Origin of the sequence: Streptomyces sp. NBC_00016, from assembly GCF_045040885.1 — a bacterium.
Lineage (GTDB): Bacteria > Actinomycetota > Actinomycetes > Streptomycetales > Streptomycetaceae > Streptomyces > Streptomyces coriariae.
This window is the reverse complement of sequence record NZ_CP108304.1, coordinates 5,463,160-5,487,829: the sequence shown is the minus strand read 5'-3', so window position 1 is coordinate 5,487,829 and position 24,670 is coordinate 5,463,160. Positions and strand designations below refer to the sequence as shown.

The window sequence follows — 24,670 nt, the reverse complement described above, 5'->3', positions numbered from 1 at the left end:
GAGGGCTTACTTGACGTCGACGAAGTCGCCCGCCGCGCTGACCGCCGGGGTCGTCGTGGTGCCGGCGAAGCTGTAGCGGTAGTAGCCGTCGGCGGCGGCCTTGACCGTGGTCTTCAGGGCGCCGGTCGAGCTGGTCTTCACGGTCTTGACCGTGGTGTAGGTGGTGCTGCCCTTCTTCTTGAACTGGAGCTTCACCGGCTGGGCCGCGTAGCCGCCGAGCTTGTTGTTGTCCCAGTTGGCGCGGGTCAGCTTGCCCGTGACGGTGAGGGTCTTGCCCTTCTTCACCGGCTCCGGAGTCGCGTCGGCCGTCAGCTGGGCCTGGCGCTGCACGTTGACGGCGCCCAGGTTGCTCTGCCACTTGAGGTCGGCTTCGCCGGTGGCGTCGTGCGGGACGGCGAGAGCGCCGACCTTCCAGGTGCCGGCCTGGCTGTTGGCCAGGTCGTCGTACGCGCTGGAGACGGTGGGACGGAACTGGATCTTGGCGGTGCAGCTGAGGACCGTCGTGGAGACGGCCTTGCAGGTGCCCGGCTCGTCACCGGCGATGATCTGGGCGTTCTCGTTGAGCGTGGTGCCCCGGTAGAGCATCGGGCCGTTGTCGAAGGAGCTCGCGCTGAGGCTCGCGGGCTTCGTCACGGTGTACGTGGCGGTGACGGTGACCTTGGCCGAGGGGCCGACCACGACGGCCTTGCCCGCGTTGACCTTCATGTTGGAGAAGGTGACGTTCGGCGCCGCCGTCGGGGCGGCCTGGGCGGCCGGGACGGCGAGGGCGGACAGGGCGAGGGCGCCGGAGGAGGCGACCACGAGGGCGCGTATGCGCATTGCGTTCCCCAGATGGGAGAGAGATCTCGGAGCCTGTTGACTCATCGGGTGAGATCCATGACGGACGGAACCAGTTGTGCGGCGGAAGGTAAGAGCTGCGACAGAGCGCCGAACGGCCGGCCCCGGAATTCCGGAACCGGCCGTTCTCCGCTACAGCGTCCTACTTGTCGCTCGACGTACGACGAACTACTTGACGTCGATGAAGTCGCCCGCGGCCTTGACCGCCGGGGCGGACGTGGTGCCGACGAAGCTCCAGCGGTAGTAGCCGTCCACGCTCGCCTTGACGGTGGTCTTCAGACCGCCGGTCGAGGTGGTCTTGACCGACTTCACCGTGGAGTAGGTGGTGGAGTTCTTCTTGCGGAACTGGAGCTGGGCGTAGACGCCGGAGTAACCGGTGTACTTGGCGGTGTCCCAGTTGGCACGGGTCAGGCTGCCCGTGACGGTGATGGTCTTGCCCTTCTTCACCGGCTCCGGCGCCGCGTTGACCGTCAGCTTGGACAGCCGCTGGAGCTTGGTGGTGGCCAGGGCGTCGCCCTCGGCGTAACCGACCTTGGTCCAGTCGATGTCGTCGTCGGTGTACGGGTCGACGTCGTTCCAGTCGATGACGTAGCCGAGCGCCTTCCAGGTGGTGGCGTCGGCGTTGTAGAGCTCCTCGCCCGGGAGGATGTCGATCGTGCCCTTGCAGGAGGCGACCGTGGCCGAGGTGTTGGTGCAGGTGGGCCAGTCGTCGCCGACGAGGATGTTGGACGGGTCGTCGAACGCGCCGCGGTAGATGATCAGGTCCAGCTCGGTGTCGTCCGCGGTGACGTCGACGCCCGCGCCGTGCGTGACCGTGAAGGTGACCGGGGCCGTGACCTTGCCGCTGGTGCCGGCGACGATCGGCTTGCCGCCGTTGATCTTGACGTTGCCGAACTTGGCGTCCAGCGCGTACGGGGTGCCGGTGTCGGCGGGGGTCGAACCGGTGAAGGCGCTCTTGCCGGAGGTGGCCGCGTGGAGGGCCTTCAGGGTGTCGACGGGGTTGTGCGAGTCGCTGCCGGTGGCCTGCGCGGCCGGCACGGCGAAGGCGGACAGGGCCAGGGCGCCGGTGACGGCGGCCACGGTGGCTCGTATGCGCATGAATGTCCCAAGGGGATCAAGGGGCTCTCCGGGCGGGTGCCACCAGCGAGCCCAAGTGGTCGACGAGCCTGTCGGCTCGCATGATCAGATTCCTGAAACCGGAAAATGGTTGTACGGAAAACTGCCGCCCGGACGGGCTGCCGTTCTCGAGTGCGCCCGTGCCTACTTGACGTCGACGAAGTCGCTCGCGGCCGTGACCGCCGCCGTGTTCGTGTTGCCCACGAAGGTGTAGCGGTAGTTGCCGTCCGCCGTCGCCTTGACGGTGGTCTTCAGACCGCCGGTCGAGGTCGTCTTGACGGTCTTCAGGGTGCTCCACTTGGTGGAGCCCTTCTTCTTGTACTGGAGCTGCACCGACGCGGCTCCGTAGCCGCCGAACTTGAGCGTCTCCCAGTTGGCGCGGGTGAGGGAGCCGGTCACGGTGATGGTCTTGCCCTTCTTCACCGGCTCCGGCGTCGCGTTGACCGTCAGCTTGGAGACGCGCTGGAAGTGGAAGGAGCCGGCCTTCTCCTTCCACACGAAGTCGCCGTCGTTGGCGTCGATCCACGCGTCGACGTACCAGGTGCCGGCGTTCTTGTTGCTGAAGTAGTCGGTCCTCGGGTCCACCTTCACGGAAGCGGTGCACGTGGAGGTGGTGGTGTTGACCTTCTTGCACGACGGCGTGCCGGTCATCTCGAAGCCGTAGTCGGGGCCCGTCAGCGTGAAGTGCTCGGCGCTCTTGATGCCGGAGTTGTCCGTGGCAGTCACGCTGATGGAGATGGTCTTCGCGGCGTTGGTGGAGACGGGCACCTTGTTGTCACCGTCGACGACGACCTTGGTGATCCGGGTGTCGCCGCTGCCGCCGTCGCTCGGCGCGGCCTGCGCGACGGGAACGGCCAGGCCCGCGAGGGCCAGGGCGCCGAAGGAGACGGCGGCGGTGGCGCGGATGCGCATAGGTTTTCCCCCCGTTGAGAATCACGATTCACGGGAAGAGACTCGTACCCCAGTCCGACGGTTGCACGTTCGATGGAGAAAATACGGAGAAGATGTGAGCGCCCCCGCGGATGACCGCGAGGGCGCTCGAACGCGGACCGCGACGCCGTCAGTCGAACCAGCGGTCGCGGGCCAGCTCCGCGGTCCGTGACGGGTCCTCCAGCAGGGCGGCGACCTCGAAACGGCGCGGCCACTGCCGCGCCGCCCAGGCCAGGCCGGCGGCGACGCCCTCCAGGGTCGCGGCGTGCAGGACGCCGTCGTCGGTCAGCCGCCAGTCGATCTCCACGCCGTCCACGACGAGTTCCTCGTGCTCGACGTACGTGCCCGGCGTGCGCGGCCCGAGCAGCACCCGCACCGACTCCGGTACGTCGTGCTCGACACCCTCGGAGTCGACCTGCCCGGTCACGGACTCGCTCAGCCGCCGCACCTGGAACAGCTCGGCCAGCTCGGCGGCCCGGGACGGCCGTACCGGAAGCAGCGGCACGCCCCCGGTGAAGGGCAGCAGATCGGGCGAGTCGACGACGACGGCCTCGGCCGCGTCCACGACCTCGACCCGCCCGTCGACCACCGCCCGCAGCTCGTCCGGGAGGGTCACCTGCTCGGGATCCAGCTCGGCCAACGCGCCGTAGAGGCCGTGCAGTTGGGAGGCCGCGACGGGTCGTTCCGGGTCGGCGAGGCGGTCGAGGAGTTCGGCGGCGCCGCCGGGCTCCTCGAGCAGCGCGGCCACGGAGGTCCGCACGCCGAGGGCGCGCAGCACCTGCTCGTCGTCGAAGCCGGTGGCGTCGGCCTCCTCGTACAGCCCGTGCAGGAGCGGATCCCCGCCGGCCGCGAGCAGACCGGCCGGGCGGCGGCCGTCGAGCACCGGGTTCCCGCGCAGCCACCAGGCGGTGTACGGCCGGACGACCTCGTGGGTGCCGTCGGGCAGCAGGATCCGCACGGGCTGGGTGAGGGCGTCCCGCAGCGGCGGCCGGGCGAGCAGCGCGAGGGCCTGGGGCCAGCGGTCCTCGTCGACGAGGTCGAGGTCGCGGACGGCGACCAGCTCGGTGGCGACGGGAGGCACCGGGCTGTCGGGGAACCGGTCGAGGATGTCCTCGCACCACACGTCGACGGCGTCCAGCAGGCCCGCGTCGTCGGGTTCGGCGAAGTCCCCTTCGCGGGGCTCCAGTTCGTCCGGGTCGAGGACGACGTCGGTGGCGCGGACGAGCGCGAAGTTCGCGAGGACGCCACAGGCGGCGAGGGGCTGTTCGCCCCACCGGTCCGCCAGTTCGGCGTCGACGAAGGCGAGTTCGTCCTCCCGGACGACGGAGGCGAACGGGCTGCCCGGCAGCACCAGTTCACCGGCGGGGACGAGTTCGCCCTCCTCGTCGGGCAGCGCGAGGGCGCCGAGCCAGGGTTCGTCGCCGGGGTCCAGTCCGGCGTCGCGGACCAGCGCGAGCACGGTGTCGGCGAGTTCCTCGGCGTCCGGGGTGTCCTGGTCGTCCCAGGCGCCGCCGTCGTCGTCCATGGACGCGGCCACGGCGGCCCGCACCTGCGGCGTGGTCAGGACGGCGCGGGGGGTGGCGGGCAGCGCGCCGAGCTTCTCCAGGAGGGGGTGCGCCGCGTCCTGGTGGGCGACCTTGAGGCCGAGGCGGGCGAGGATCTCCGGGTCGGGACCGGCCGCGTCCGCGGTGGGCAGCAGCACCTGGCGGGGGCCGATGGTGGTCCGCATTCCCCCAGTGCCGAAAGCCTGGGAGGTACCCCCAGCCAGCGGCACCGGCAGTCCCGAGAGCCGGTCCGGGTCCACACCGGCCAGGCTGTCGTAGAGCCGGTACCACCACTGCGGGTCCTTCTCCAGGCCGGCCAGCCGGTCCACCGCGTCGGCGAGCGGGATCCGGGCGACGCCCAGCGTGCGCAGCTCGACGCGCCGCTCCAGCCCGGCGGGCAGCAGGGTGGGCAGCACCTCCGCCAGCACCCGTACGGTGTCGGCGCCGGCGCCCTCGACGACCTCGGCGTCCCGGGGGCGCAGCGCCTCCGGAAGCTCGATCACTTCGACCCCGTCGACCCCGTCGCCCTCCCCGTCCTCGGGGACGGGCCGGACGGCGGGCGGCAGGAACGCGGTCCGCGGCAGCCGCTCCAGGATCGCCTGGCGCAGCGCCCCGTCGAGCTCCCCCTTGCCCAGCGGCCCGGGCACCAGGTCGATGATCCCCGCGCCCACCGGCCGCCAGCCGGCGAGGAGTTCGGCGTACGCGTCGGCGGCGCGCTGCACCAGGTGGTCGGTGAGCGGGCCGGGGGCGGCGTGCCGGCGGGTGGTGTCGAGCGGGAAGGAGGCGATGAGCAGGGCGGGGACGCCGAGGGGCTCGTCGCTGGGGGTGGGGGCGTGCACGACGGGGGTGGTGCGGGGCCGGGCGGGCGAACCGTCGTCGTCGACCGGTACGGCCCAGGTGACCGACCAGTGGGGGCGCAGCCGCTCCTCCACCGGGCGGTCGACGAGGAGGTCCGGCGTGAGGGGGCCGTGCGCGGCGGCGACGCGCCAGCGGGTGGTCCCGTCCCGCGTGTCCGCCACGACGGTGAGGGCGTCGTCGTCGGCGTCGGTGCCCCGGCGCAGGACGCGGGGCGCGTCGTCGCCGATCTCGATCACGACCTCCTCCAGGCCCGGGAGGGCGAGCAGGAGGGCGTCGTCGACGGCGGTGAGGAGGCGTTCGGCGAGGTCGGCGGCCGCGGTGTCCCGCAGCGGCAGGATCACGGCCGTGTCGTACGGGTCCGGGGCGGTGCCCTGGGCGGCGAAGGGCAGCCGGAGCAGGGGCACATGCCCGTCCCGCCGCCGGATCTCGTCGCCGAGCCCCGGGCTGTGCCGGGCGGTCTCGGAGGCGAGCGCGCGGGCCTCGGCCAGGTCCCAGCGGACGCCGCCGTGCCGCCCGACGACGGCGGGCTCGTCGGTGACGGCGAGGACGGCGGCGAAGCCGACACCGAACCGCCCGACGGCCACGGCCGACTGCCGGGCCTCGCGCTTGGCGGAGGCGCGGAGGGTGGCGAGGGACTCCACACCGGTGGCGTCCAGGGGCGCGCCGGTGTTGGCGGCGACGAGGACGCCGTCCCGGAGGGTGAGCCGCAGCCGCCCGGGCACGTCGGCCCTGGCCGCGGCGTCGGCGGCGTTCTGAGCGAGCTCGACGACGAGCCGGTCCCGGTACCCGCCGAGGACCAGGTCCTCCTCGGCGTTGGCGTCCTCCCGGAAACGGGCCGGGCTCGTCGCCCAGGCGTCCAGGACTCCGCGACGCAGGCGGGCCGTGCCGAAGGGGTCCGCGCCCTCGGGTGCCGGCCGCACGAACTTGCTCACGTTCACTCTCCTCATCGGCGTGGGCTCGAAGGTACCGCGAGCCGAAGCACCGCCAGACCGTCCCACGAACCCGCTCCGGGAGCCCGGCCACCCCTTACATCACAATCACACAACAACTGAGCCCCCACGGGCCACAAGCCCCTCACCTGGGCCCCACCCAGCCCCTCGAAGAACACCGGGTGCAACGGTTCGGGAGGGGCGTTGGGGTGCCTTGGAGGGGCCGGAGGCGGCCCTGGGGCCGGGGCTGTGGCCTGGGGCCGGGGCTGTGGCCCCTGGGGCCGAGGCTGTGGCCCCTGGGGCCGAGGCCTGGGGCTGTGGCCCCTGGGACCGGGGCTGGGCGCCCTGAAGGCCGGGTTCAGCCTGGCAGGCGCCCGCTCGACCCCGCAGGGCCGGATCGGCCCGGACAGGGAGCCCGCTTGGCCCCACGGGAACACGAATCGACCCCGGAAGGGAGCCGCATCGGCCCTCCGGGGCCGGATCACCCCCGGAAAAGGAGCCGCATCGCCCGCAGAACCCGGATCGCCCCCGGAAAGGGAGCCGGATCGGCCCCGGGAAAGGAGCCCGCTCAGCCCGCAGGAACCCGGATCGGCCCCGGAGGAAGGCCGGGACTGCAGGAACCCGGGATCGGCCCCCGGAGGAAGGCCGGGACGGGACGGGCCCCGGTGGGACGGGGGCTAGGAGTGGCCCAGTTCTGCGGTGTCGTCGTCCGTTTTCTCCGGAACCGAGCCCGAGTCCGCCGACGGGCGGAGGGGGAACGGGTCGACCCGGGTCTCGTCGATCACCGGCGGAGCGGGCCGCGGGGGCGTCGGCATGACCGCCGCCTCCGAGTGGCCGCCGCAGCCGTACGCCAGGGAGACCACCCGGCCGTCGGCCGGGGAGAACTCGTTGGCGCAGACGCCGAAGGCCTGCCCGAGGGAGCCGCCGATGGGAGTGAGGAAACCGCAGCTCACACAGGACGCGGGGGCCGCCTGGGCCATGGGCGTCTTGGGGCCGAAGCCGTCCTCCCAGCGGTCGGCCGCGGTGTGCAGGCCGTAGCGGGAGAGGACCCGGGCGCGACGCAGACCCAGTTCCTCGGCGACCGCGGCGATGGTGCCCCGGCGCGGAGCCGACGGAAGGGCCGCGGGCGGGGCCGGCGTCACCTCCGCGTCCTCCGCCTCCACCAGCTCGGCCATCTCCTCGGAGAGGGGCGAGTTCGGCGTCGGCTCGTCCGAGTCGAAGTAACCCGGCTGGAGGCGCGGATCGTCCTCACCGGTGTACCCGGGCTCCAGACGCAGATCCTCCGCGTCCGTGGGGAGGAGGTCGCCGGGGCCCATGTCGCCGGGGCGCAGCCGGTCGCTCCACGGAACCCATTCGGGAGCCAGGACCGCGTCCGGGCCGGGCAGCAGGACCACCTCGTCGAGCGTGACGACCTTGGCGCGCGAGGCCCGTGCCACCGTCGCCGCCCAGCGCCAGCCGCGGTAGCCCAGTTCCTTGCACTCGAAGTAGTGGGTGACCACCCGGTCGCCCTCGGAGAGCAGCCCCGCATGCTCGCCGACCACGCCGGGGGCGGCTGCCTCCTCGGCTGCGGCGCGTGCGAGGTCGACGGCCTCGGCGCACAGGCGGTCGGGGGTGCGGCTTCGCGTGGTCGCTGCGCTCACAGGTATCGCTTCTCTCCTACGCCGTCTCTCGGTGCGCCGGCCTGAAGGCGGCGGGTGCGGACGGAGCGGCTGGGGGTACCTCCCAGGCTCTTCAAGCACTGGGGGAGTGCCGCGTCGACGTCCGCGCCCGATCGCGCTCGGGCGCACCTGCTGTCATCCATTCTGCGGGATGGCCGGGAGGCGCGCGGCCGAGAACAATCGCCACGGCGCGCTACGCACGCTACCTGCTCGCGGACGCTCGGCCTACACCGACGGGACGTTTCCCGCTCACAGAAGCCGCCGAACCGCCGCCGAACCCTCTCCCGACCGGCCCGGCGCGGCGACGATCACACGCCCATACGCGCGGTAACCGCACTACGTACCGCTTTTCCGGGGCACTATGACGGGGTGGCAGCCGCGAGGACACCCCAGGGCGCCACCGGGATCGGTGCGACGAAGGGGAACAAGGGGAGGAGCCGGGTGAGCGGTTCGGGCCGGATGAGCGGGTCCGTCCGCGCGGTCGGCCGTGCCCTGCACTTCCCGTTCACCGGCACCGCCCGCGGGATCCGGAAGGCCACCCACGCGCACGGCGCCGGCGAGTCCGGCCTCGGCAAGCTGATCGAGCTGCACGGCGTGAACGGCGCCGGCGATGTCATGATCACCATCGCGCTCGCCTCCACCGTGTTCTTCTCGGTGCCCACCGACGAGGCCCGCGGACGCGTCGCGTTGTACCTCGCCATCACCATGGCCCCCTTCACCGTCCTCGCCCCCGTGATCGGCCCCCTGCTGGACCGGCTCCCGCACGGGCGGCGCGCCGCCATGGCCGGGGCCATGCTCGCCCGCGCGCTTCTCGCGCTCGTGCTGTCCGGGGCCGTCGCCACCGGCAGCATCGAGATGTATCCGGCCGCGCTCGGCGTGCTCGTCTCCTCCAAGGCGTACGGCGTGGTCAGAAGCGCCGTGGTGCCCCGGCTGCTGCCGCCCAGGTTCTCCCTGGTCAAGGCCAACTCACGGGTCACCCTCGGCGGTCTCCTCGCCACCGGGATCGCCGCGCCCGTCGGGGCGGGACTGCAGGCCCTCGGGCCGCGCTATCCGCTCTACGGCGCCTTCGTGATCTTCGTGGCCGGTACGTTCCTGTCTTTCTCGCTGCCCCGCAAGGTCGACTCCGCCAAGGGCGAGGCCGTGGCGCTGCTCGCCGCCGACGAACAGCATCTGCACGGCCCGCACCGGCAGCCGGTGAAGCGGCCGGGCCTCAGGACCGTCGGCATCGCCGTCACGCACGCCCTCGGCGCCAACGCCGCCCTGCGCTGGCTGTCCGGGTTCCTGACCTTCTTCCTGGCGTTCCTGCTGCGCGAGCACCCGCTGACGGGGCAGAGCGCGGCCGTGTCGCTGGGCATGGTGGCGGTGTCGGCGGGCGTGGGCAACGCGCTCGGTACGGCGGTGGGGGCGTGGCTGCGCTCCAAGGCCCCGGAGCTGATCATCGTGACGGTCGTCGCCGTCGTGCTGGGCGCGGCGATCACCGCCGCGGTGTTCTTCGGGGCGTTCCTGGTGGCGTGCATGGCGGCGGTCGCCGGCTTCTCGCAGGCCCTGGCCAAACTGTCCCTCGACGCGCTGATCCAGCGGGACGTGCCGGAGCTGGTGCGCACCTCGGCGTTCGCCCGCTCGGAGACGCTGCTCCAGGTGTGCTGGGTGTTCGGCGGCGCGGTCGGCATCGTGATGCCGCTGAACGGCGCGCTGGGCCTGTCGGTGGCCGCCGCGGTGGTCGCGCTGGGCTGGCTGACCACGGTCCGCGGTCTGCTGTCCTCGGTGCGGCACGGGAGCGGTGCGAAGCCCCGCGTGGCGTAACCGCGTGGCGTAACACACAGCCACGCCGCCCCCCACGTAAAGAGACGGCCGGGCGTGCCCGATAGCCTTCCGCCATGACCACGATGCCCCGCGGCGGAGCCGCTGATGTACCTGGCGTCGCGCGACGCCGCCGCGTCGTCGCCGCCGCCGGCGCCGTTTCCGCCGGACTGCTCGTCCTGTCGGCCTGCGACAAGCCGACGCCGCTCTCCACGATCACCGTCGGCCGCACCTCGGTCAGCGCCGAGGCCACCTGTGGCGGGGAGGGTGACACCCTCCAGGCCGCCGCGCTGACCAAGTGCCTCGCGGACAAGGACATCAAGTCGATCACCGTCGACCCGGACGAGACCGTCCGCTTCGGCGTCGACCCCGACGTGGCCGACAAGCGCTGGACGATCCTGATGAACGGTCAGCCGCTCACCGAGGACAGCGACAAGACCTACCGCACGATCCCGGGCAGCGTGTTCTTCAACGCCCAGTACGGCGCCCAGGGCGACTCCACCCTCGTCTCCATCAAGGCGGGCGACGGGAAGAAGGACAGCCAGGCGGTGACCGGCCTGTGGTCGTTCAAGCTCAAGAAGGACGACTGACCACGTCCCGCACCCGCGTCCTCGTGGCCACCGCCGTCCCCGCCGAACGGGACGCGGTGGCCCGGGCGCTGTCCGGGCCCGGCCGCGAGGTACGGCTGCCGGGCGTGACCCTGCACCGCGCGGACGAGCCCTGTGACCTCCTCGCCGCCGGGGTCGGCCCGGCCCTGGCCGCCGCCTCCGTCTCGGCCGCCCTCACGGCCGCCGCGCTGAGCGGCGACCCCTACGGCCTCGTCGTGTCGACGGGCATCGCGGGCGGCTTCGCGCCCGACGCCCCCGTCGGCTCCCTGGTCCTCGCCGACGAGATCACCGCCGCCGACCTGGGCGCCGAGACCGCCGACGGCTTCCTGCCCGTCAACGAGCTGGGCTTCGGCACCGTCACCCACCGTCCGCCCGAGTCCCTCGTACGAGAGTCCGCGGCCGCCACCGGGGCCCTGACCGGCGTCGTCCTGACCGTCTCGACGGTCACCGGGACCGCCGCCCGGGCCGCCGCCCTGCGCGCGCTGCACCCGCGCGCCCTCGCCGAGGCGATGGAGGGCTTCGGGGTCGCCGAGGCCGCCGCCGCGCACGGCGTACCCGTGCTGGAGATCCGCGCGGTCTCCAACCCCGTCGGCCCGCGCGACCGCGACGCCTGGCGCATCGGCGCCGCGCTCGCCGCCCTGACCACGGCCTTCGGGAAGCTCACACCCGTCCTGGAGAGTTGGAACCCGCATGACCGGTGACGATCTGAAGATCGCGTACTCGCCCTGCCCGAACGACACGTTCGTCTTCGACGCCCTCGCCCACGGCCGGGTGCCGGGCGCGCCCGGCTTCGACGTGACGTTCGCGGACATCGACATCACCAACGGCATGGCCGAGCGCGGTGAGTTCGACGTGCTGAAGGTGTCGTACGCCGTGCTGCCGTACGTCCTCGAGGAGTACGCGCTGCTGCCGTGCGGGGGCGCGCTGGGCCGGGGCTGCGGCCCGCTGGTGCTGACGCGCGAGGGCGGGAGTGCCGGGAGCGCCGGGGGCTCCGACGCGGTCGGCGGTGGGGTACTGACCGGCCGCACGGTCGCCGTGCCGAGCGAGAGGTCGACGGCGTACCTGCTGTTCCGGCTCTGGGCGGCGGAGCAGGTGCCGGGGGGCGTCGGCGAGATCGTCGTCATGCCGTTCCACGAGATCATGCCGGCCGTGCGGGACGGAAAGGTCGACGCGGGGCTGGTGATCCACGAGGCCCGCTTCACCTACCGCGACTACGGGCTGCACAAGCTCGCGGACATGGGCGAGCACTGGGAGTCCACGACCGGCCTGCCGATCCCGCTCGGCGCCATCATCGCCAAGCGCTCACTGGGCACGCGGGCCCTCACCCGGCTCGCCGACTCGATCCGTACCTCCGTACGCGCCGCCTGGGACGCCCCCGAGGTCTCCCGCCCGTACGTCATGGAACACGCCCAGGAAATGGACCCGTCCGTCGCCGACCAGCACATCGGTCTGTACGTCAACGAGTTCACGGCGGACCTGGGCGAGGACGGCTATGCGGCGGTCAGGGGATTGCTGACGCGTGCGGCGGCCGAGGGGCTGTTGCCGCCCCTCGGCCCGGATGCACTCGATTTCCCGTGACGCCCCCGGCGGATACCGATTTTCCGTCGGCCGGTACCGGTCAGACGTCCAACTGGTCGGCGACCGCGCGCAGCAGTCCGGCAATCTGCTTGCCGGAGGTCTTCTCCGGGTAACGGCCCTTCTCGAGCATCGGCGTGATGTTCTCGAGGAGGGTGGTCAAGTCCTGGACGATGGAAGCCAGTTCGTCGGGCTTCTTGCGCTGTGCGGCGGCGACCGAAGGGGTCGGGTCGAGAATGACGACGGAGAGGGCCTGGTCGCCGCGCTGTCCGGCGACGACGCCGAACTCCACTCGCTGACCCGGCTTCAGTGCCTCGACTCCGGCAGGCAGGACGGAGGAATGGACGAAGACGTCACCGCCGTCGTCACGGGAGAGAAAGCCGAAGCCCTTCTCGCTGTTGAACCACTTGACCTTGCCGGTAGGCACGTCTGTCCTCGTCCTCGTACTCGTCGGAAAGCTGCTTCTCGACACCGAAACAGCTCTGAACGGCTCTGGATAGCACTCGGGCGGGTCGACCACGACCCGCCGGTACCAAGGCTAATGGTCTTCGGGCCGGTGACAAGACGTCCCCCGGTTGTTCCTTCGCGCAGGGAACTACCCTGGTCCGGTGCGTGACAAAACCCAAACGAATTCCGCCGCTCCCGGTGACCGACTGATCCGTGCCGGCGCCATCGTCTTCTTCGTCGGCGCTGTGGCCACACTGGTCACAGTGGCCCCACTCCTCCTCGATACGACGCCTTTTCCGACCTACATGTTCGGCTTGAGCATGCTCATGGGCGTCGGATTCCTCGTCGCGGGCGCCGGCGTCCTGCAATCGGTCGCCGCCGGCCGGCGTCAGGCGCGGGGCGCCGCGCGGTAGGCCTCGAGGTGACCGGCCAGCCAGGCCGGGAATTCGGTGAGGTCGGCGAGCACGACATCCGCACCGGCCGTCCGCAGTTCCTCCGCACCGATCGGCCCGGTCGGCACGGTCACCGACAGCGCCCCGGCGGCACGCGCCCCGCGGACGTCGCCCACGTGGTCGCCGACGTAGACGCTCGCGCCGTGCTCGCGCAGCGCCTCCGCCTTCTGTTCGGCCCACAGGTTGCCGATGACCGCGTCGGGACCGAGGCGCAGATGCTCCACCTGGAGCTTGGCGTTGGGCTCGTGCTTGGCCGTGACGACGATCGCCCGCCCGCCGGCCGCCCGCACCGCCGCGATCGACTCGCGGGCGCCGGGCAGCGCGGTCGCGCCGGTGACGCCGTGCTCGGGGTACAGCGAGCGGTACAGGTCGGCGACGGCCGCGACCCGTTCCGCCGGGTACCAGTGGGCCAGCTCGGTCTCGGGCGGCGGCCCGAGCCGGGTGACCACCAGATCGGCGTCGATGTACGTCCCCGTCCGCTCGGCGAGCGCCACATACGTGGCGCGGATACCGGGCCGGGAGTCGATGAGGGTCATGTCGAGGTCGAAGCCGACGGTGATCACGGGTGACGTCATACGGCCCATTCTGCCTGGCCGGTACACCCTCCCTACCTCGGCTTCTGTGACCGCCAGACCAGGAACAGCGCCGACGCGACGGCGGCGCCCCGGATCACCCACGGCCAGGTCTGGGCGACGGCGTCGTTCATGTGCCCGTCCGCGATGGGGTCGCCCCAGCGCCCCTCGGACCGCCCCCACAGCCAGACGAGCCCGGCCGTGAGCGCGAGCCCCGGCAGCCATATGACGGCGAACTTCGTCTCCCGTTCGGTCAGCCGGCGCGAGGCGTAGGCGAGGAGCCACCCCAGGATCAGCCCGAACCAGTTCCCGAGCACCGCGCCGACGACGAGACAGCCGGCGGCGATCAGCAGCAGGGGGTTGCTCCAGCGGGCCCGCTCGCCGGAGGGCGACCGCCGAAGGAGGCGCAGCCGACGCCGACGGCCACCGCCCTCGTCCGCCTCCCCCTCGACCTCTTCTTCCTCCTGCTCGTCCTGCTCCTCCTCCAGTTTCCTGGGCCGCGGAGGCTTGAGCAGGTCCGGGATCTCCACTCCGCCGACGAACCCCGGCACGTCCTCACCGATGCCCAGCGGAGTCGGCTCGCTCAGCCACCAGTCGGGCGTCTCGCGACTGTCGCCCAGCTCGTGCGCGGGGGCGCGGTGCGGCGGGGACGCCACGTCGGAGGGGGCTGCGGGAGGCGGTGTGCCGGGCCGGGGCCGCGGCACGACCCGCCGGATCCCCTTCGCCCGCTCCGGCTCCTCCTCGCGGTCGCGCTGCGCGGGCACGGAGGGCGCCGGCGTCTGCGGCGCGTCCCCGGTCCGGCCGGCCGCGGCCGCGACGATGTCGTCCGGGCTGCCGAGGCGGTCGATGATGCGGCGGACGGCGGCGGGCGAGTCGACGACCGCCTTCGCGCGGCGCCGGTCGATCTCGTTGCGCAGCTCGGAGACGAGCCGCATCCGGGTGGCCGACGACAACTGCCGCTGCTGCGCGACATCCCCGACCCGGCTCAGATACTCGTAGACGACTTGGTCGCTCTCGATCCCCACGGGAAGAAGCTACCGCTTCTCCCCACCCCGACCGCTTCCTGAGGACCGACACCTCGTCAGCGGTCGAGCGCCGGCCCGGACCATCCAGCCCGTCCGGCGATTGAGGACAAGGCCCCTTCAGGGCCGAAGCGGGGGTCTGGGGGCGCAGCCCCCGGGGGACGCCAACCGCTACCGTGGGCAAGATGAGCACCGAGGACCAGCGGGCCCCCCGCTCCCTAGCGGCAGCGCTCCGCGCCCGGGACGACGCTTCACTTGCCGCACTCCTGCGCGCCCGCCCCGACCTCATCACCCCGGTCCCCACCGACCTCACCCAGCTCGCCACCCGCGCCGGCACCCGCGCCTCCGTCGTCCGCGCGCTGGAGCGGCTCGACCGGTTCGCCCTCCAGACCGCGGAGGCGCTGGCCGTGGCCGGCGACCCGGCGACGTACGCCGAACTGCTCGGGCTGATGGCCGGCGACGCCCGCGACCAGGCGGTCGTCGACGCCCTGCCCGGCGCCCTGACGGCCCTGCGGGAACAGGCCCTGGTCTGGGGCGACGAAGGCAGCCTCCGCCTCGTCCGCACCGCCCGTGAACTGCTCGCGCCGTCCGCGCAGCACCCCTCCCCGACGGGGCTCGGGCCGAGCGTGCGGGAGGCGACGGCGGGGATGTCACCGGGCCGGATCCAGGAGTTGGTGGCGACGGCCGGGCTGCCGTCCACGCACGACTCGGTGTCCGCCGTCGGCGCGCTCACCGCCCTGTTCACGCACCGCAAGAAGATGGCCGCCCTGCTCGCGAAGGCGCCCGCCGACTCCGTCGACGTCCTGAAGCGGCTGATGTGGGGACCGCCGTACGGGCAGGTCACGGCCGATCCGGCGGCGCGGCTGCGCTGGCTGCTCGATCGCGGGCTGCTGCTGCCCACGGCGCCCGGGACCGTCGTCCTGCCGCGCGAGGTCGCCCTGCATCTGCGCGAGGGCCGGGCCCACCGGGCGGCCGAACCCGTGCCGCCCACCGTCGAGCCGGTCGCCACGCATCGTCCCCAGGTGGTGGACGCGACGGCGGCCGGGCAGGCGTACACGACGCTGGCGACCGTGGAGGAGTTGCTGAAGGACTGGCACGAGGGCGGCCCCGCGGTCCTGCGGGCCGGCGGGCTGAGCGTGCGCGACCTCAAGCGGACGGCCGTCGCCCTCGACGTGTCCGAGCCGATGGCCGCGTTCTGGGTCGAGCTGGCGTACGCGGCCGGACTGCTCGCCTCCGACGGGGAGGCCGACGAGCGGTACGCGGCCACCCCGGAGTACGACGAGTGGCTGGAACGGCCGCCCGCCGACCGGTGGGCGCAGCTCGCGCAGGCGTGGCTGGCGGCGACCCGGACGTCCGGGGTAGTCGGCGGCCGGGATCTCAAGGAGCGGGCCCTGTCGGCGCTGGGGCCGGGCCTGGACCGGTCCGCCGCGCCCGAGGTGCGTCACCGGGTGCTGACCCTGCTGGCCGGGCTGCCCGAGGGTGCCGCCCCGGACCCGGAGGCTCTGCTGGCCCGGCTGCGCTGGGAGCGCCCGCTGCGCGGACCGCAGGGCCAGCAGAGCCCACAGGGTGCGCAGGGACAGCAGGGACAGCACGCTGCGCAGGGGCCTCAGGGCGACGACGACCTGCGGGCCCGGCTGGCCCGCTGGACCCTGACGGAGGCCGAACTCCTGGGCGTGACCGGCCGGGGCGCGCTGTCGGCGCACGGACGGGCCCTGCTGGGTGCGAGGTCCGCGCCCAGACCCCCCGCCACCGCCACCCCCACTCCCACCGCGCAGGACGACCCGACCGGACGGAGCGGTCCGGCCGGTCCGACCGGCCCCGGCGACAAGCTGCCCGCCCCGCACCGCGCGGCCGCCGCCGGACCCCCGGCCACGCCTCTCTCGCCTCCCGAGCAGGCCGTGGCCACCGCGGCCGCCGCCCGTCTGATCGCCCCGCTGCTCCCCGAGCCCCTGGACCACGTCCTGCTCCAGGCCGACCTGACCGCGGTCGCCCCCGGCCCGCTGCGGCGCCCGCTGGCCGACGTGCTGAGTGTTCTCGCGGACGTCGAGTCCAAGGGCGGCGCGACCGTCTACCGCTTCACCCCCGGCTCGGTGCGCCGCGCCCTGGACGCCGGCCGCAGCGCCTCCGACCTGCACGCCTTCCTCACCGAGCACTCCCGTACGCCGGTTCCGCAGCCGCTGGCGTACCTGATCGACGACGTGGCACGCCGGCACGGCCATCTGCGGGTGGGCTCGGCCTCGGCCTACGTCCGCTGCGACGACGACGCCCTGCTGAACGAGATCCTCGCCGACAAGCGCGCCACCGCCCTGCGCCTGCGCCGCCTGGCCCCGACGGTGCTCGCGACCCAGGCCGACCCGGCCGCCCTCCTCGAGGGCCTGCGCGCGATGGGCTTCGCACCCGCCGCCGAGTCGGCCGAGGGGGACGTCCTGATCACCCGCGCCCATGCCCACCGCACCCCGCCCCGCACGGCTCCCGAGCCGGTGCCGGACGGTCCGCCGGTACCGGACACGACGCTGCTCACCGCGGCGATCCGCGCGATCAGGGCCGGCGACCTGGCCGCCACGACCCCCCGCAAACCGACGGAGGACGCCGCCCCGCTCGCCCCCGGCGAACTCCCCCGGACCAGCTCCGCCGAGACCCTCGCGACCATGCAGGCCGCCGTCCTCACCGGCGAGGCCCTGTGGATCGGCTACGTCAACGCCGAGGGCACCGCCAGCCAGCGCGTCATCGCCCCGGTCCGGGTGGAGGGCGGCTTCGTGACGGCGTACGACCACACGGCGGACGAGGTCCGCACCTACCCACTGCACCGCATCACGGGCGTCGCGGAACTGGCGGACGACTGACCCCGGCGGGCCCGCCGCCCGGCCGGAAACCACCGGGCACACGGCCGTCGGGCCGGAAGCCGCCGATCGATGGCCGACGGACCGGGGCCCGGCCGGTCAGCACTCGCCGATCGAGGCGTCCGCAGGCAGGCCGAAGTGGGCGCGGGCCGTGGCCTCCAGGGCGTGGGGCGACATCGGGTCCTGGAGGGAGGACCGGGTGAAGACGCCGAAGTGGGACTCCGTCCAGCGCCCGTACCCTTCGCCGTCCGGCGGCTCCTCCCGGGCGACGACCCGGTAGCCCCCGGCGGCCGCCTCGTCCCGCTCCAGCCGCACCACCTGCGGATACTGTCCGGCCCCGCACTCGACGAGACTGTCGTCCTGCACCCCGTACTCGACGCACAGCGTGTTGACGCCGGCCCGCACCACGCCCGCGTGCTCCTCCAGTTCGAGCGCCTTCGCCTGGCAGAACCAGCGCGCCTCGAGCGCGGGCACGGTCTCGCCGTAACCGCTCCCCCGCGACTCCGCCGCGATCCTGGCCTCGATCACCGGCCGTACCTCGCTCCACAGCCCCCCGTCGATGCCCGCGGGCCACATCACCCAGGTGCCCGTGGCCGCCAGCACCGCCGCGGCTCCCACGCCGACCGCACCTCTGCGGAACGACAGGACCGACATACCGTGACTCCCCACCGCGTCGCGCCCATCGCGCTGCTCCCCCGGTCAGACCCACGAACGCAGGTCAGGGTTGCGCAGGGCGGCCGGGAAGAAGCGGGCCGCCACTACGGCGCGCCGTACGGCACACTGGAGGTTTGGCCCGTGCGGAAGGGATGGCGTACGTGAACGGACCGCTGATCGTCCAGTCGGACAAGACTCTGCTCCTGGAGGTCGACCATGAGCAGGCGGACGACTGCCGTCGTGCCATCGCGCCGTTCGCGGAGCTGGAGCGGGCGCCGGAGCACATCCACACCTACCGGCTGACCCCGCTGGGCCTGTGGAACGCGCGGGCCGCAGGCCACGACGCCGAGCAGGTCGTGGACGCGCTCGTGCAGTACAGCCGCTACCCGGTGCCGCACGCGCTGCTCGTCGACATCGCCGAGACGATGGACCGCTACGGCCGTCTGACCCTGAGCAAGCACCCGGCGCACGGGCTCGTGCTCACCACCACCGACCGGCCGGTGCTGGAGGAGATCCTGCGCTCCAAGCGGGTCGCTCCGCTGGTCGGCGTGCGGATCGACCCGGACAGCGTCGCCGTGCACCCCTCCGAGCGCGGGCAGATCAAGCAGACGCTGCTGAAGCTGGGCTGGCCGGCCGAGGACCTCGCGGGGTACGTCGACGGCGAGGCGCACCCGATCGAGCTGGACGAGGACGGCTGGGCGCTGCGGCCCTACCAGAAGCAGGCGGTGGAGAACTTCTGGCACGGCGGCAGCGGTGTCGTGGTGCTGCCGTGCGGCGCGGGCAAGACCCTCGTCGGCGCCGGGGCGATGGCGCAGGCGAAGTCGACCACGCTGATCCTCGTCACGAACACCGTCTCCGCGCGGCAGTGGAAGCACGAGCTGGTGAAGCGGACGTCGCTGACCGAGGAGGAGATCGGCGAGTACAGCGGGACGCGCAAGGAGATCCGGCCCGTCACGATCGCCACGTACCAGGTGCTGACGACCCGGCGGAAGGGCGTCTACCCGCACCTGGAGCTGTTCGACTCCCGGGACTGGGGGCTCATCCTCTACGACGAGGTGCATCTGCTGCCGGCGCCGGTCTTCAAGTTCACGGCGGACCTCCAGGCGCGCCGCCGCCTCGGGCTGACCGCGACCCTCGTCCGCGAGGACGGCCGTGAGTCGGACGTGTTCTCCCTGATCGGGCCGAAGCGGTTCGACGCGCCGTGGAAGGAGATCGAGGCGCAGGGCTACATCGCGCCCGCCGACTGCGTCGAGGTCCGGGTCAACCTGACGGACTCCGAGCGGCTGGCGTACGCGACCGCCGAGGCGGAGGAGAAGTACCGCTTCTGCGCGACGACGGCGACGAAGCGGAAGGTGACGGAGGCGCTCGTCCGCCGCTTCGCGGGACAGCAGATCCTGGTCATCGGCCAGTACATCGACCAGCTGGACGAGCTGGGCGAGCACCTGAACGCCCCCGTGATCAAGGGCGAGACCTCCAACGCGCAGCGCGAGAAGCTCTTCGACGCCTTCCGGGAGGGCGAGATCAGCGTGCTGGTGGTGTCCAAGGTCGCGAACTTCTCGATCGACCTGCCGGAGGCGACGGTCGCCATCCAGGTCTCGGGCACCTTCGGCTCCCGCCAGGAGGAGGCCCAGCGTCTGGGCCGCGTCCTGCGCCCCAAGGCGGACGGCCACCAGGCCCACTTCTACTCGGTCGTGGCACGGGACACCCTCGACCAGGACTTCGCCGCGCACCGCCAGCGCTTCCTGGCGGAACAGGGCTACGCGTACCGGATCATGGACGCGGACGAGCTGCTCGCGGGTGAGGCCTGAGTCACCTGCGGCGGCGGACGCCCGCTTCCTCGCCGTACTCGCCCAGGATGATCACGTCGAAGGCGGCGCCCACGAAGACCTTCACGGCGCGCAGGGCGTCGCCGAGGCGGTGGCGGTGTATGTCGGACAGGGAGGTCGCGCCGGACGGGCGACCGGGGGCCGGGGTCAGGGTCGCTGCACTCATGTCTCCATGATGGGCTCCGGGGCATAAAGCGGGCATCGGTCCCAGGTCCCCATTCGGCCTACTCCTCGGGTACACCTGCGGGCGGGGGTCTCCCCTACGGGACGGAGGGCCGTCGGTCAGGGGTCCCACGGGGGTACGGCCGGTCCCATCGGGGGTGCGGCCGGGTCCCCACCGAGGGTGCGGCCGACTCCCATCGGGGTGGCGGCCGGCTCCCATCGGGGTGGCGGCCGGCTCCCATCGGGGTGGCGGCCGGATAAATGCGTTGGCACGCTCCTCCGCCGTTCACCTACAATCTCCGCTCTTGCCCGCCTCCCTTCCCGGAGTGCCGCCGTCCGGACGGAAACCGGACGGACTCACCGCAGCGCCCACCTCAGCCGGTCCGGAGGCACCCCCTTGTCCACGCCGCTCACGCCGTCCATGCCGTCCACGCCTGTCGACGACGATCCGCTCGCCCGTGAACGCGCCCACCTCGCCTCCTCCCGGGGTGCCCTGCGTGCCATGCGCGAGGACGCCGAGTCCCTCGACATCAGCGACGTCACCGCGAACTGGGTCAACGCCCAGATCCTGGAGCGCCAGATCGAAGAGCGGATCAAGGCGCTCGCCGACCTCAGCGACACGCCGCTGTTCTTCGGCCGGCTCGACTACCTGCACGCTCCCGGCGCCGAGCGGGCGGAGGGCGCGGAGGGGGAGCAGTTCTACATCGGACGTCGGCATGTGCACGACGGCGACGGCGACCCGATGGTCATCGACTGGCGTGCACCGGTCTCGCAGCCGTTCTACCGGGCCTCGAAGAAGGATCCGATGGACGTCGGGCTGCGCCGCCGCTTCGGTTACACCGGCGGCGCCCTCACCGCCTACGAGGACGAGCACCTGTCCGACCCGGCGGAGGCGGCACGGACCAGCAAGCTGCTCCAGCGGGAGATCGAGCGGCCCCGGGTCGGACCGATGCGGGACATCGTCGCCACCATCCAGCCCGAGCAGGACGAGATCGTGCGCAGCGGGCTGGGCGGCACGGTCTGTGTCCAGGGAGGGCCCGGGACCGGCAAGACGGCCGTCGGTCTGCACCGGGTGGCGTATCTGCTGTACGCCCACCGCGAGCGGCTCGCCCGCACCGGCACGCTGGTCATCGGACCGAACCGGTCCTTCCTCCACTACATCGAGCAGGTGCTGCCCGCACTGGGCGAGTTGGCGGTGCGCCAGGGCACGGTCGACGACCTGGTGGCCCACGTGGAGGTGCGCGGCACGGACGACGCGGCCGCGGCGGTCGTCAAGGGTGACGCGAGGATGGCGGAGGTGCTGCGGCGGGCCGTGTACTCGCACGTCAGCATGCCGAGCGAACCGCTCGTCGTCGTGCGCGGCTCGCGGCGGTGGCGGCTGCCGGCGTACGAACTCGAGGAGATGGTCCGGGAGTTGCTGGACCGGGACATCCGCTACGGCGCCGCCCGCGATGCGCTGCCGCAGCGCATCGCGCATGCCGTCCTGGTGCAGATGGAACGCTCGGGGGAGGCCCCGGACGACCGGGTGCAGGACGCCGTCGCCCGCAACAGCGCGGTGAAGGCGGCCGTGAAGGAGGTCTGGCCGGCCGTCGATCCGGCGAAGCTGGTGCTGCGGCTGCTCACGGACGCGGACTTCCTCGCCGAACACGCGAAGGGCGTGCTGAGCGAGGACGAGCAGAAGACGATCCTGTGGGCGCTGCCGGGATCCGGCAGAAGGCCCGCCCGGTCCGTGAAGGCGGCCCGATGGTCGGCGGCGGACGCGGTGCTGATCGACGAGGCGACCGACATCGTCGAGCGCACCCACTCCCTCGGCCATGTGGTCCTGGACGAGGCGCAGGACCTGTCCCCCATGCAGTACCGGGCGGTCGGCCGCCGCTGCACGACGGGTTCGGCGACCGTGCTGGGCGACCTGGCGCAGGGCACCACCCCGTGGGCGACCCGGAGCTGGCAGGAGGCCCTCGGTCACCTGGGCAAGGCGGACGCGGTGATCGAGGAACTGACGGCCGGTTTCCGCGTGCCGACGGACGTCATCACCTACGCGTCCCGCCTGCTCCCGCACATCGCGCCGGGCCTGACCCCGGTCGCCTCGGTCCGCGAGAACCCGGGCTTCTTCGACCTCCGGCCGGTCACCGGCACCGCCGAAACCGTCGCGGCCTGCGAGGAGCTGCTGCGCAACGAGGGCTCGACGGGCCTGATCGCGGCCGACGCCCGGATCCCGGCGCTGGCCGAAGCGCTGACCGCGCGGGGCATCGGCCACCTGGCCCCCGGCGAGGAGACCACGGCCGAGACCCGCCTCACCCTGGTCCCGGCCTCCCTGGCCAAGGGCCTGGAGTACGACTACGTCGTCCTGGACGAACCCCAGGCGGTGGTCGACGGCGAACCGGACGAGCGGACCGGCCTGCGGCGGCTGTACGTGGCGCTGACCCGAGCGGTATCGGGCCTGATCGTGACCCACACGACCCCCCTGCCGCCCCAGCTCACCTGACCCGCCCGGGACTCCGTCTACGCGTCCTGCTCCTGATGCTTCCTGTCCACCGCTCGTCGCCACTCGCCCACGGCCTGCGCCGACACGGGCCCGGTCCAGCCGTCCGGTCGGGCCGCGCCGCCGATGTGGAAGGCGTCGACGCCGGCGGCCGTCAGCACCGGCACATGGTCGAGGCGCAGCCCGCCGCCGACGAGGAGCTGCTGCTCATAGCCCTGCTCCCCCTGCCGTGCCGCCTCCGCGAGCAGGGTGGGCAGGCCGGTGTCGACGCCGGTGGCGGAACCGGCCGTGAGGTAGGTGTCCAGTCCGGGCAGGCCGTCCAGCTGCTTGCGCAGGGCGTCGCGGTCGCCGGCGTGGTCGAGGGCGCGGTGGAAGGTCCAGCGGCAGCCGTCCAGCTCGGCGACGACCCGCTCCACCGCCGCCAGGTCCACCCCGCCCTCCGCGTCGAGGAACCCGAGCACGAACTCGTCCGCGCCGGCCGCCCGCAGCTCGCCGGCGACCCGCACCAGGGAGTCGACCTCCTCGGCGGCTCCCGCCGCGAAGCCTTCGGAGCGTCTGAGCATCACGCGCAGGGAGAGGTCGACGGCGGCCCGGATCCCGGCGAAGACCGCGACCGGCGGGGTGAGCCCGTCGGCGGCCATGTCGGTGACCAGCTCGAGGCGGTCCGCACCTCCCGTCTGGGCGGCGACGGCGTCCTCGACGTCGAGGGCGATCACCTCCAGGACTGCACGCTTGCTCATGGCACCCCATTCGTCTGCTTCATCGGCTGCGTCGGCTTCGCCGGCTTCATCGGGCGACTACAGGTCTAGTCCAATTCAAGAATACGCCGGAGAACCCCGTCCGTACGCGCGACAATGGGGCCATGGCCGATCTCGACGCCCTGCGCACCCGTTTCAGCCACACCCTGGACAGGACCCGGGGCCCGGCCGGCGGCCCGGACCCGGAGCCGTACGCCGACGATCTCCTCGCCCGCTGGCGGGAGCCGCAGCGCCGCTACCACACGCTCACGCACCTCACCGAGGTCCTCGACCGCGTCGACGTCCTCGCGGAGCACGCTGCCGACCCGGACGTCGTCCGGCTGGCCGCCTGGTTCCACGACGCCGTCTATCTGCCCGACCGGTCCGAGAACGAGGAGCGCTCCGCCCGCCTCGCCGAGCGCGCGCTGCCCGAGGCGGGTGTGTCGCCGGAGCGGACCGCCGAGGTCGCGAGGCTCGTCCGGCTCACCGTCACCCACGATCCGGCCGACGACGACCTCGACGGCCAGGTCCTGTGCGACGCCGACCTCGCGATCCTGGCCGCGCCGCCGACCGCGTACGCCGCCTACACCGCCGCCGTCCGCGAGGAGTACCACTTCGTCCCCAGCGACGCCTTCCGGGCCGGCCGGGCGGACATCCTGCGCCAACTCCTCGACCTGCCGAGGCTGTTCAGGACGCCGTACGCGAGCGAGCGGTGGGAGGCCACGGCCCGCTACAACCTGCGGGGCGAACTGGAACTGCTCACCTCGTGACCACCCCGCGCATCCCCGCCGAACGCCTCACCCTCGAAGGCGTCACGCCCAGCGCCGCCGCCGGACTGCGGGCGGGCGGCGGCGGAGGCTTCGTGTGGCTCGACGGCGGACCGTTCGACGGGACGCGGGACGCCGCGGGAATGATGGTGCGGGCGTACGTGTCCGGCACGCACCGGCCGGAGTTCGGCCTGTACGTCCTCGTACGGCGGGCGGACGGCCGGGCCGTCGGCAGCATGTGCTTCCACACGGCTCCGGACGAGGACGGCCGTACGGAGATCGGCTACGACCTGGTCGAGGCCGCCCGCGGCCACGGCTACGCGACCGAGGCGCTGCGCGCACTGGCCGGCTGGGCGCTGGCACGCGACGACGTACGGCGCCTGTTCGCGGTCGTCGAGCACGCCAACGCCCCGTCCCGGGGTGTGCTGGAGCGGGCCGGGTTCGTCAAGGTGGCCGCGGGCGACGAGGAGGACGCGTACGAGCTGCGCGGGCCGGAGCACCTGCCGTAGGACGCCCCGCGCCGGCCGGCCTGCCCGCACCGCCCGGCCTGCCCACAACCGCCCGCCCTGTGCCCCGGCACCTACCGGCCGGCGCCCTTGCGTCTGCGCAGGCCGGCCGCCGTCAGCAGGCGCACCACCTCACGACTGCTCACCTCGACCGCGCCGGCCGCCACCACCTCGGCGTAGCGGTGCGACGGAATGTCGTAGTGATCGCGCTCGAAGGCGCGCCGCGGGACGCCCAACCCCTCGGCGAAGACGTGCAGTTCGTCGTACGAGACATCGCTCACGAGGTGGGACCACATACGGCCGTGGCCCGGCCAGGCCGGCGGATCGATGTAGACGGTCACGAGAGCC

Annotated in this window: 21 protein-coding genes and 1 pseudogene; 10 read left to right on the top strand and 12 right to left on the bottom strand. The window is 73.1% G+C overall.

The window, feature by feature from the left end; genetic code table 11:
- Window positions 1–6 precede the first annotated feature (6 nt).
- The 5 genes from OG933_RS24415 to OG933_RS24395 all read right to left on the bottom strand — a co-directional run bounded on the left by OG933_RS24415 (window position 7) and on the right by OG933_RS24395 (window position 7,854).
- Window positions 7–819, bottom strand: a complete 813-nt coding sequence (locus tag OG933_RS24415) for a hypothetical protein (RefSeq protein ID WP_362522813.1) — start codon at window positions 817–819, stop codon at window positions 7–9.
- A gap of 186 nt (window positions 820–1,005) precedes the next feature.
- The gene (locus OG933_RS24410; RefSeq protein WP_362522814.1) at window positions 1,006–1,935 is read right to left on the bottom strand and encodes a hypothetical protein; all 930 of its coding nucleotides are present in this window, start codon (window positions 1,933–1,935) and stop codon (window positions 1,006–1,008) included.
- A 162-nt stretch (window positions 1,936–2,097) separates the two neighbouring features.
- Window positions 2,098–2,865, bottom strand: coding sequence for a calcium-binding protein (locus OG933_RS24405; RefSeq protein WP_362522815.1), 768 nt, complete (start codon window positions 2,863–2,865; stop codon window positions 2,098–2,100).
- Window positions 2,866–3,013: 148 nt separating this feature from the next.
- Window positions 3,014–6,217, bottom strand: a complete 3,204-nt coding sequence (locus OG933_RS24400; RefSeq protein ID WP_362522816.1) for a sacsin N-terminal ATP-binding-like domain-containing protein — start codon at window positions 6,215–6,217, stop codon at window positions 3,014–3,016.
- Between the two features lie 674 nt (window positions 6,218–6,891).
- Window positions 6,892–7,854 carry a DUF3027 domain-containing protein gene (locus tag OG933_RS24395; protein ID WP_362522817.1) on the bottom strand — a complete coding sequence of 321 codons (963 nt, stop codon included), beginning with the start codon at window positions 7,852–7,854 and terminating at the stop codon, window positions 6,892–6,894.
- Window positions 7,855–8,241: 387 nt separating this feature from the next.
- Here OG933_RS24395 and OG933_RS24390 point away from each other — a divergent pair, with 387 nt between their 5' ends.
- The 4 genes from OG933_RS24390 to OG933_RS24375 all read left to right on the top strand — a co-directional run bounded on the left by OG933_RS24390 (window position 8,242) and on the right by OG933_RS24375 (window position 11,858).
- The gene (locus tag OG933_RS24390) at window positions 8,242–9,675 is read left to right on the top strand and encodes an MFS transporter (protein ID WP_362522818.1); all 1,434 of its coding nucleotides are present in this window, start codon (window positions 8,242–8,244) and stop codon (window positions 9,673–9,675) included.
- A 74-nt stretch (window positions 9,676–9,749) separates the two neighbouring features.
- Entirely contained in the window at window positions 9,750–10,262 is a 513-nt protein-coding gene (locus OG933_RS24385) for a DUF2771 domain-containing protein (RefSeq protein WP_362522819.1), read from the top strand.
- Entirely contained in the window at window positions 10,232–10,981 is a 750-nt protein-coding gene (locus OG933_RS24380; protein WP_405628901.1) for a futalosine hydrolase, read from the top strand. Before OG933_RS24385 ends, OG933_RS24380 begins: the two co-directional genes overlap by 31 nt.
- Window positions 10,971–11,858 (top strand): 1,4-dihydroxy-6-naphthoate synthase, encoded by an 888-nt coding sequence (locus OG933_RS24375; RefSeq protein ID WP_362522821.1) that lies wholly within the window; start codon window positions 10,971–10,973, stop codon window positions 11,856–11,858. Before OG933_RS24380 ends, OG933_RS24375 begins: the two co-directional genes overlap by 11 nt.
- Window positions 11,859–11,898: 40 nt before the next feature.
- Here the strand turns inward: OG933_RS24375 and OG933_RS24370 are convergent, their stop codons facing one another.
- Window positions 11,899–12,282, bottom strand: a complete 384-nt coding sequence (locus tag OG933_RS24370) for a cold-shock protein (protein ID WP_020130260.1) — start codon at window positions 12,280–12,282, stop codon at window positions 11,899–11,901.
- A 181-nt stretch (window positions 12,283–12,463) separates the two neighbouring features.
- Between OG933_RS24370 and OG933_RS24365 the strand changes: the two genes are divergently transcribed.
- Window positions 12,464–12,715: a hypothetical protein gene (locus OG933_RS24365; RefSeq protein WP_020130261.1), complete on the top strand. Its 252-nt coding sequence runs from the start codon at window positions 12,464–12,466 to the stop codon at window positions 12,713–12,715.
- Here the strand turns inward: OG933_RS24365 and OG933_RS24360 are convergent.
- Together OG933_RS24360 and OG933_RS24355 are read right to left on the bottom strand one after the other, a co-directional pair.
- Window positions 12,691–13,338: a haloacid dehalogenase-like hydrolase gene (locus OG933_RS24360; RefSeq protein WP_362522822.1), complete on the bottom strand. Its 648-nt coding sequence runs from the start codon at window positions 13,336–13,338 to the stop codon at window positions 12,691–12,693. The two genes, OG933_RS24365 and OG933_RS24360, sit on opposite strands and share 25 nt — an antisense overlap.
- Before the next feature lie 23 nt (window positions 13,339–13,361).
- Window positions 13,362–14,351 (bottom strand): hypothetical protein, encoded by a 990-nt coding sequence (locus tag OG933_RS24355; protein ID WP_362522823.1) that lies wholly within the window; start codon window positions 14,349–14,351, stop codon window positions 13,362–13,364.
- Window positions 14,352–14,533: 182 nt separating this feature from the next.
- Between OG933_RS24355 and OG933_RS24350 the strand changes: the two genes are divergently transcribed.
- Complete coding sequence (locus tag OG933_RS24350) at window positions 14,534–17,191, top strand: helicase-associated domain-containing protein (protein WP_405628900.1); 2,658 nt, start codon at window positions 14,534–14,536, stop codon at window positions 17,189–17,191.
- Window positions 17,192–17,287: 96 nt separating this feature from the next.
- On the opposite strand, the gene OG933_RS24345 is transcribed toward OG933_RS24350, so the two are convergent.
- A complete protein-coding gene (locus OG933_RS24345) occupies window positions 17,288–17,842 on the bottom strand; it encodes a hypothetical protein (RefSeq protein WP_385252981.1) in 555 nt (184 codons plus the stop codon).
- Between the two features lie 161 nt (window positions 17,843–18,003).
- On the opposite strand from OG933_RS24345, the gene OG933_RS24340 reads away from it, so the two are divergent.
- Window positions 18,004–19,650: a DNA repair helicase XPB gene (locus OG933_RS24340; RefSeq protein WP_057601091.1), complete on the top strand. Its 1,647-nt coding sequence runs from the start codon at window positions 18,004–18,006 to the stop codon at window positions 19,648–19,650.
- Window position 19,651: 1 nt separating this feature from the next.
- Here the strand turns inward: OG933_RS24340 and OG933_RS24335 are convergent, their stop codons facing one another.
- On the bottom strand, window positions 19,652–19,834 hold the full coding sequence (locus tag OG933_RS24335; protein ID WP_054243921.1) for a hypothetical protein: 183 nt from the start codon (window positions 19,832–19,834) through the stop codon (window positions 19,652–19,654).
- 417 nt (window positions 19,835–20,251) lie between these two features.
- Here OG933_RS24335 and OG933_RS24330 point away from each other — a divergent pair, with 417 nt between their 5' ends.
- Complete coding sequence (locus tag OG933_RS24330) at window positions 20,252–22,315, top strand: HelD family protein (RefSeq protein ID WP_405633490.1); 2,064 nt, start codon at window positions 20,252–20,254, stop codon at window positions 22,313–22,315.
- Between the two features lie 17 nt (window positions 22,316–22,332).
- Here the strand turns inward: OG933_RS24330 and OG933_RS24325 are convergent, their stop codons facing one another.
- Window positions 22,333–23,052 (bottom strand): copper homeostasis protein CutC, encoded by a 720-nt coding sequence (locus OG933_RS24325; protein ID WP_405628899.1) that lies wholly within the window; start codon window positions 23,050–23,052, stop codon window positions 22,333–22,335.
- Between the two features lie 122 nt (window positions 23,053–23,174).
- On the opposite strand from OG933_RS24325, the gene OG933_RS24320 reads away from it, so the two are divergent.
- Both OG933_RS24320 and OG933_RS24315 read left to right on the top strand, forming a co-directional pair.
- A complete protein-coding gene (locus OG933_RS24320; protein ID WP_362522827.1) occupies window positions 23,175–23,819 on the top strand; it encodes a hypothetical protein in 645 nt (214 codons plus the stop codon).
- Between the two features lie 11 nt (window positions 23,820–23,830).
- Window positions 23,831–24,325, top strand: a pseudogene (locus OG933_RS24315) (GNAT family N-acetyltransferase); the annotation flags it as partial.
- A 71-nt stretch (window positions 24,326–24,396) separates the two neighbouring features.
- On the opposite strand, the gene OG933_RS24310 reads toward OG933_RS24315, so the two are convergent.
- A complete protein-coding gene (locus OG933_RS24310) occupies window positions 24,397–24,663 on the bottom strand; it encodes a DUF4031 domain-containing protein (RefSeq protein ID WP_405628898.1) in 267 nt (88 codons plus the stop codon).
- Between the last annotated feature and the right edge of the window lie 7 nt (window positions 24,664–24,670).

Bases quoted from the DNA above. Each gene is read 5' to 3' on its own strand.
- OG933_RS24415 (WP_362522813.1), bottom strand. From the start codon at position 819: ATGCGCATACGCGCCCTCGTGGTCGCCTCCTCCGGCGCCCTCGCCCTG.
- OG933_RS24410 (WP_362522814.1), bottom strand. From the start codon at position 1,935: ATGCGCATACGAGCCACCGTGGCCGCCGTCACCGGCGCCCTGGCCCTG.
- OG933_RS24405 (WP_362522815.1), bottom strand. From the start codon at position 2,865: ATGCGCATCCGCGCCACCGCCGCCGTCTCCTTCGGCGCCCTGGCCCTC.
- OG933_RS24385 (WP_362522819.1), top strand. From the start codon at position 9,750: ATGACCACGATGCCCCGCGGCGGAGCCGCTGATGTACCTGGCGTCGCG.
- OG933_RS24375 (WP_362522821.1), top strand. From the start codon at position 10,971: ATGACCGGTGACGATCTGAAGATCGCGTACTCGCCCTGCCCGAACGAC.
- OG933_RS24360 (WP_362522822.1), bottom strand. From the start codon at position 13,338: ATGGGCCGTATGACGTCACCCGTGATCACCGTCGGCTTCGACCTCGAC.
- OG933_RS24350 (WP_405628900.1), top strand. From the start codon at position 14,534: ATGAGCACCGAGGACCAGCGGGCCCCCCGCTCCCTAGCGGCAGCGCTC.
- OG933_RS24345 (WP_385252981.1), bottom strand. From the start codon at position 17,842: ATGTCGGTCCTGTCGTTCCGCAGAGGTGCGGTCGGCGTGGGAGCCGCG.
- OG933_RS24335 (WP_054243921.1), bottom strand. From the start codon at position 19,834: ATGAGTGCAGCGACCCTGACCCCGGCCCCCGGTCGCCCGTCCGGCGCG.
- OG933_RS24330 (WP_405633490.1), top strand. From the start codon at position 20,252: ATGCCGTCCACGCCTGTCGACGACGATCCGCTCGCCCGTGAACGCGCC.
- OG933_RS24325 (WP_405628899.1), bottom strand. From the start codon at position 23,052: ATGAGCAAGCGTGCAGTCCTGGAGGTGATCGCCCTCGACGTCGAGGAC.
- OG933_RS24320 (WP_362522827.1), top strand. From the start codon at position 23,175: ATGGCCGATCTCGACGCCCTGCGCACCCGTTTCAGCCACACCCTGGAC.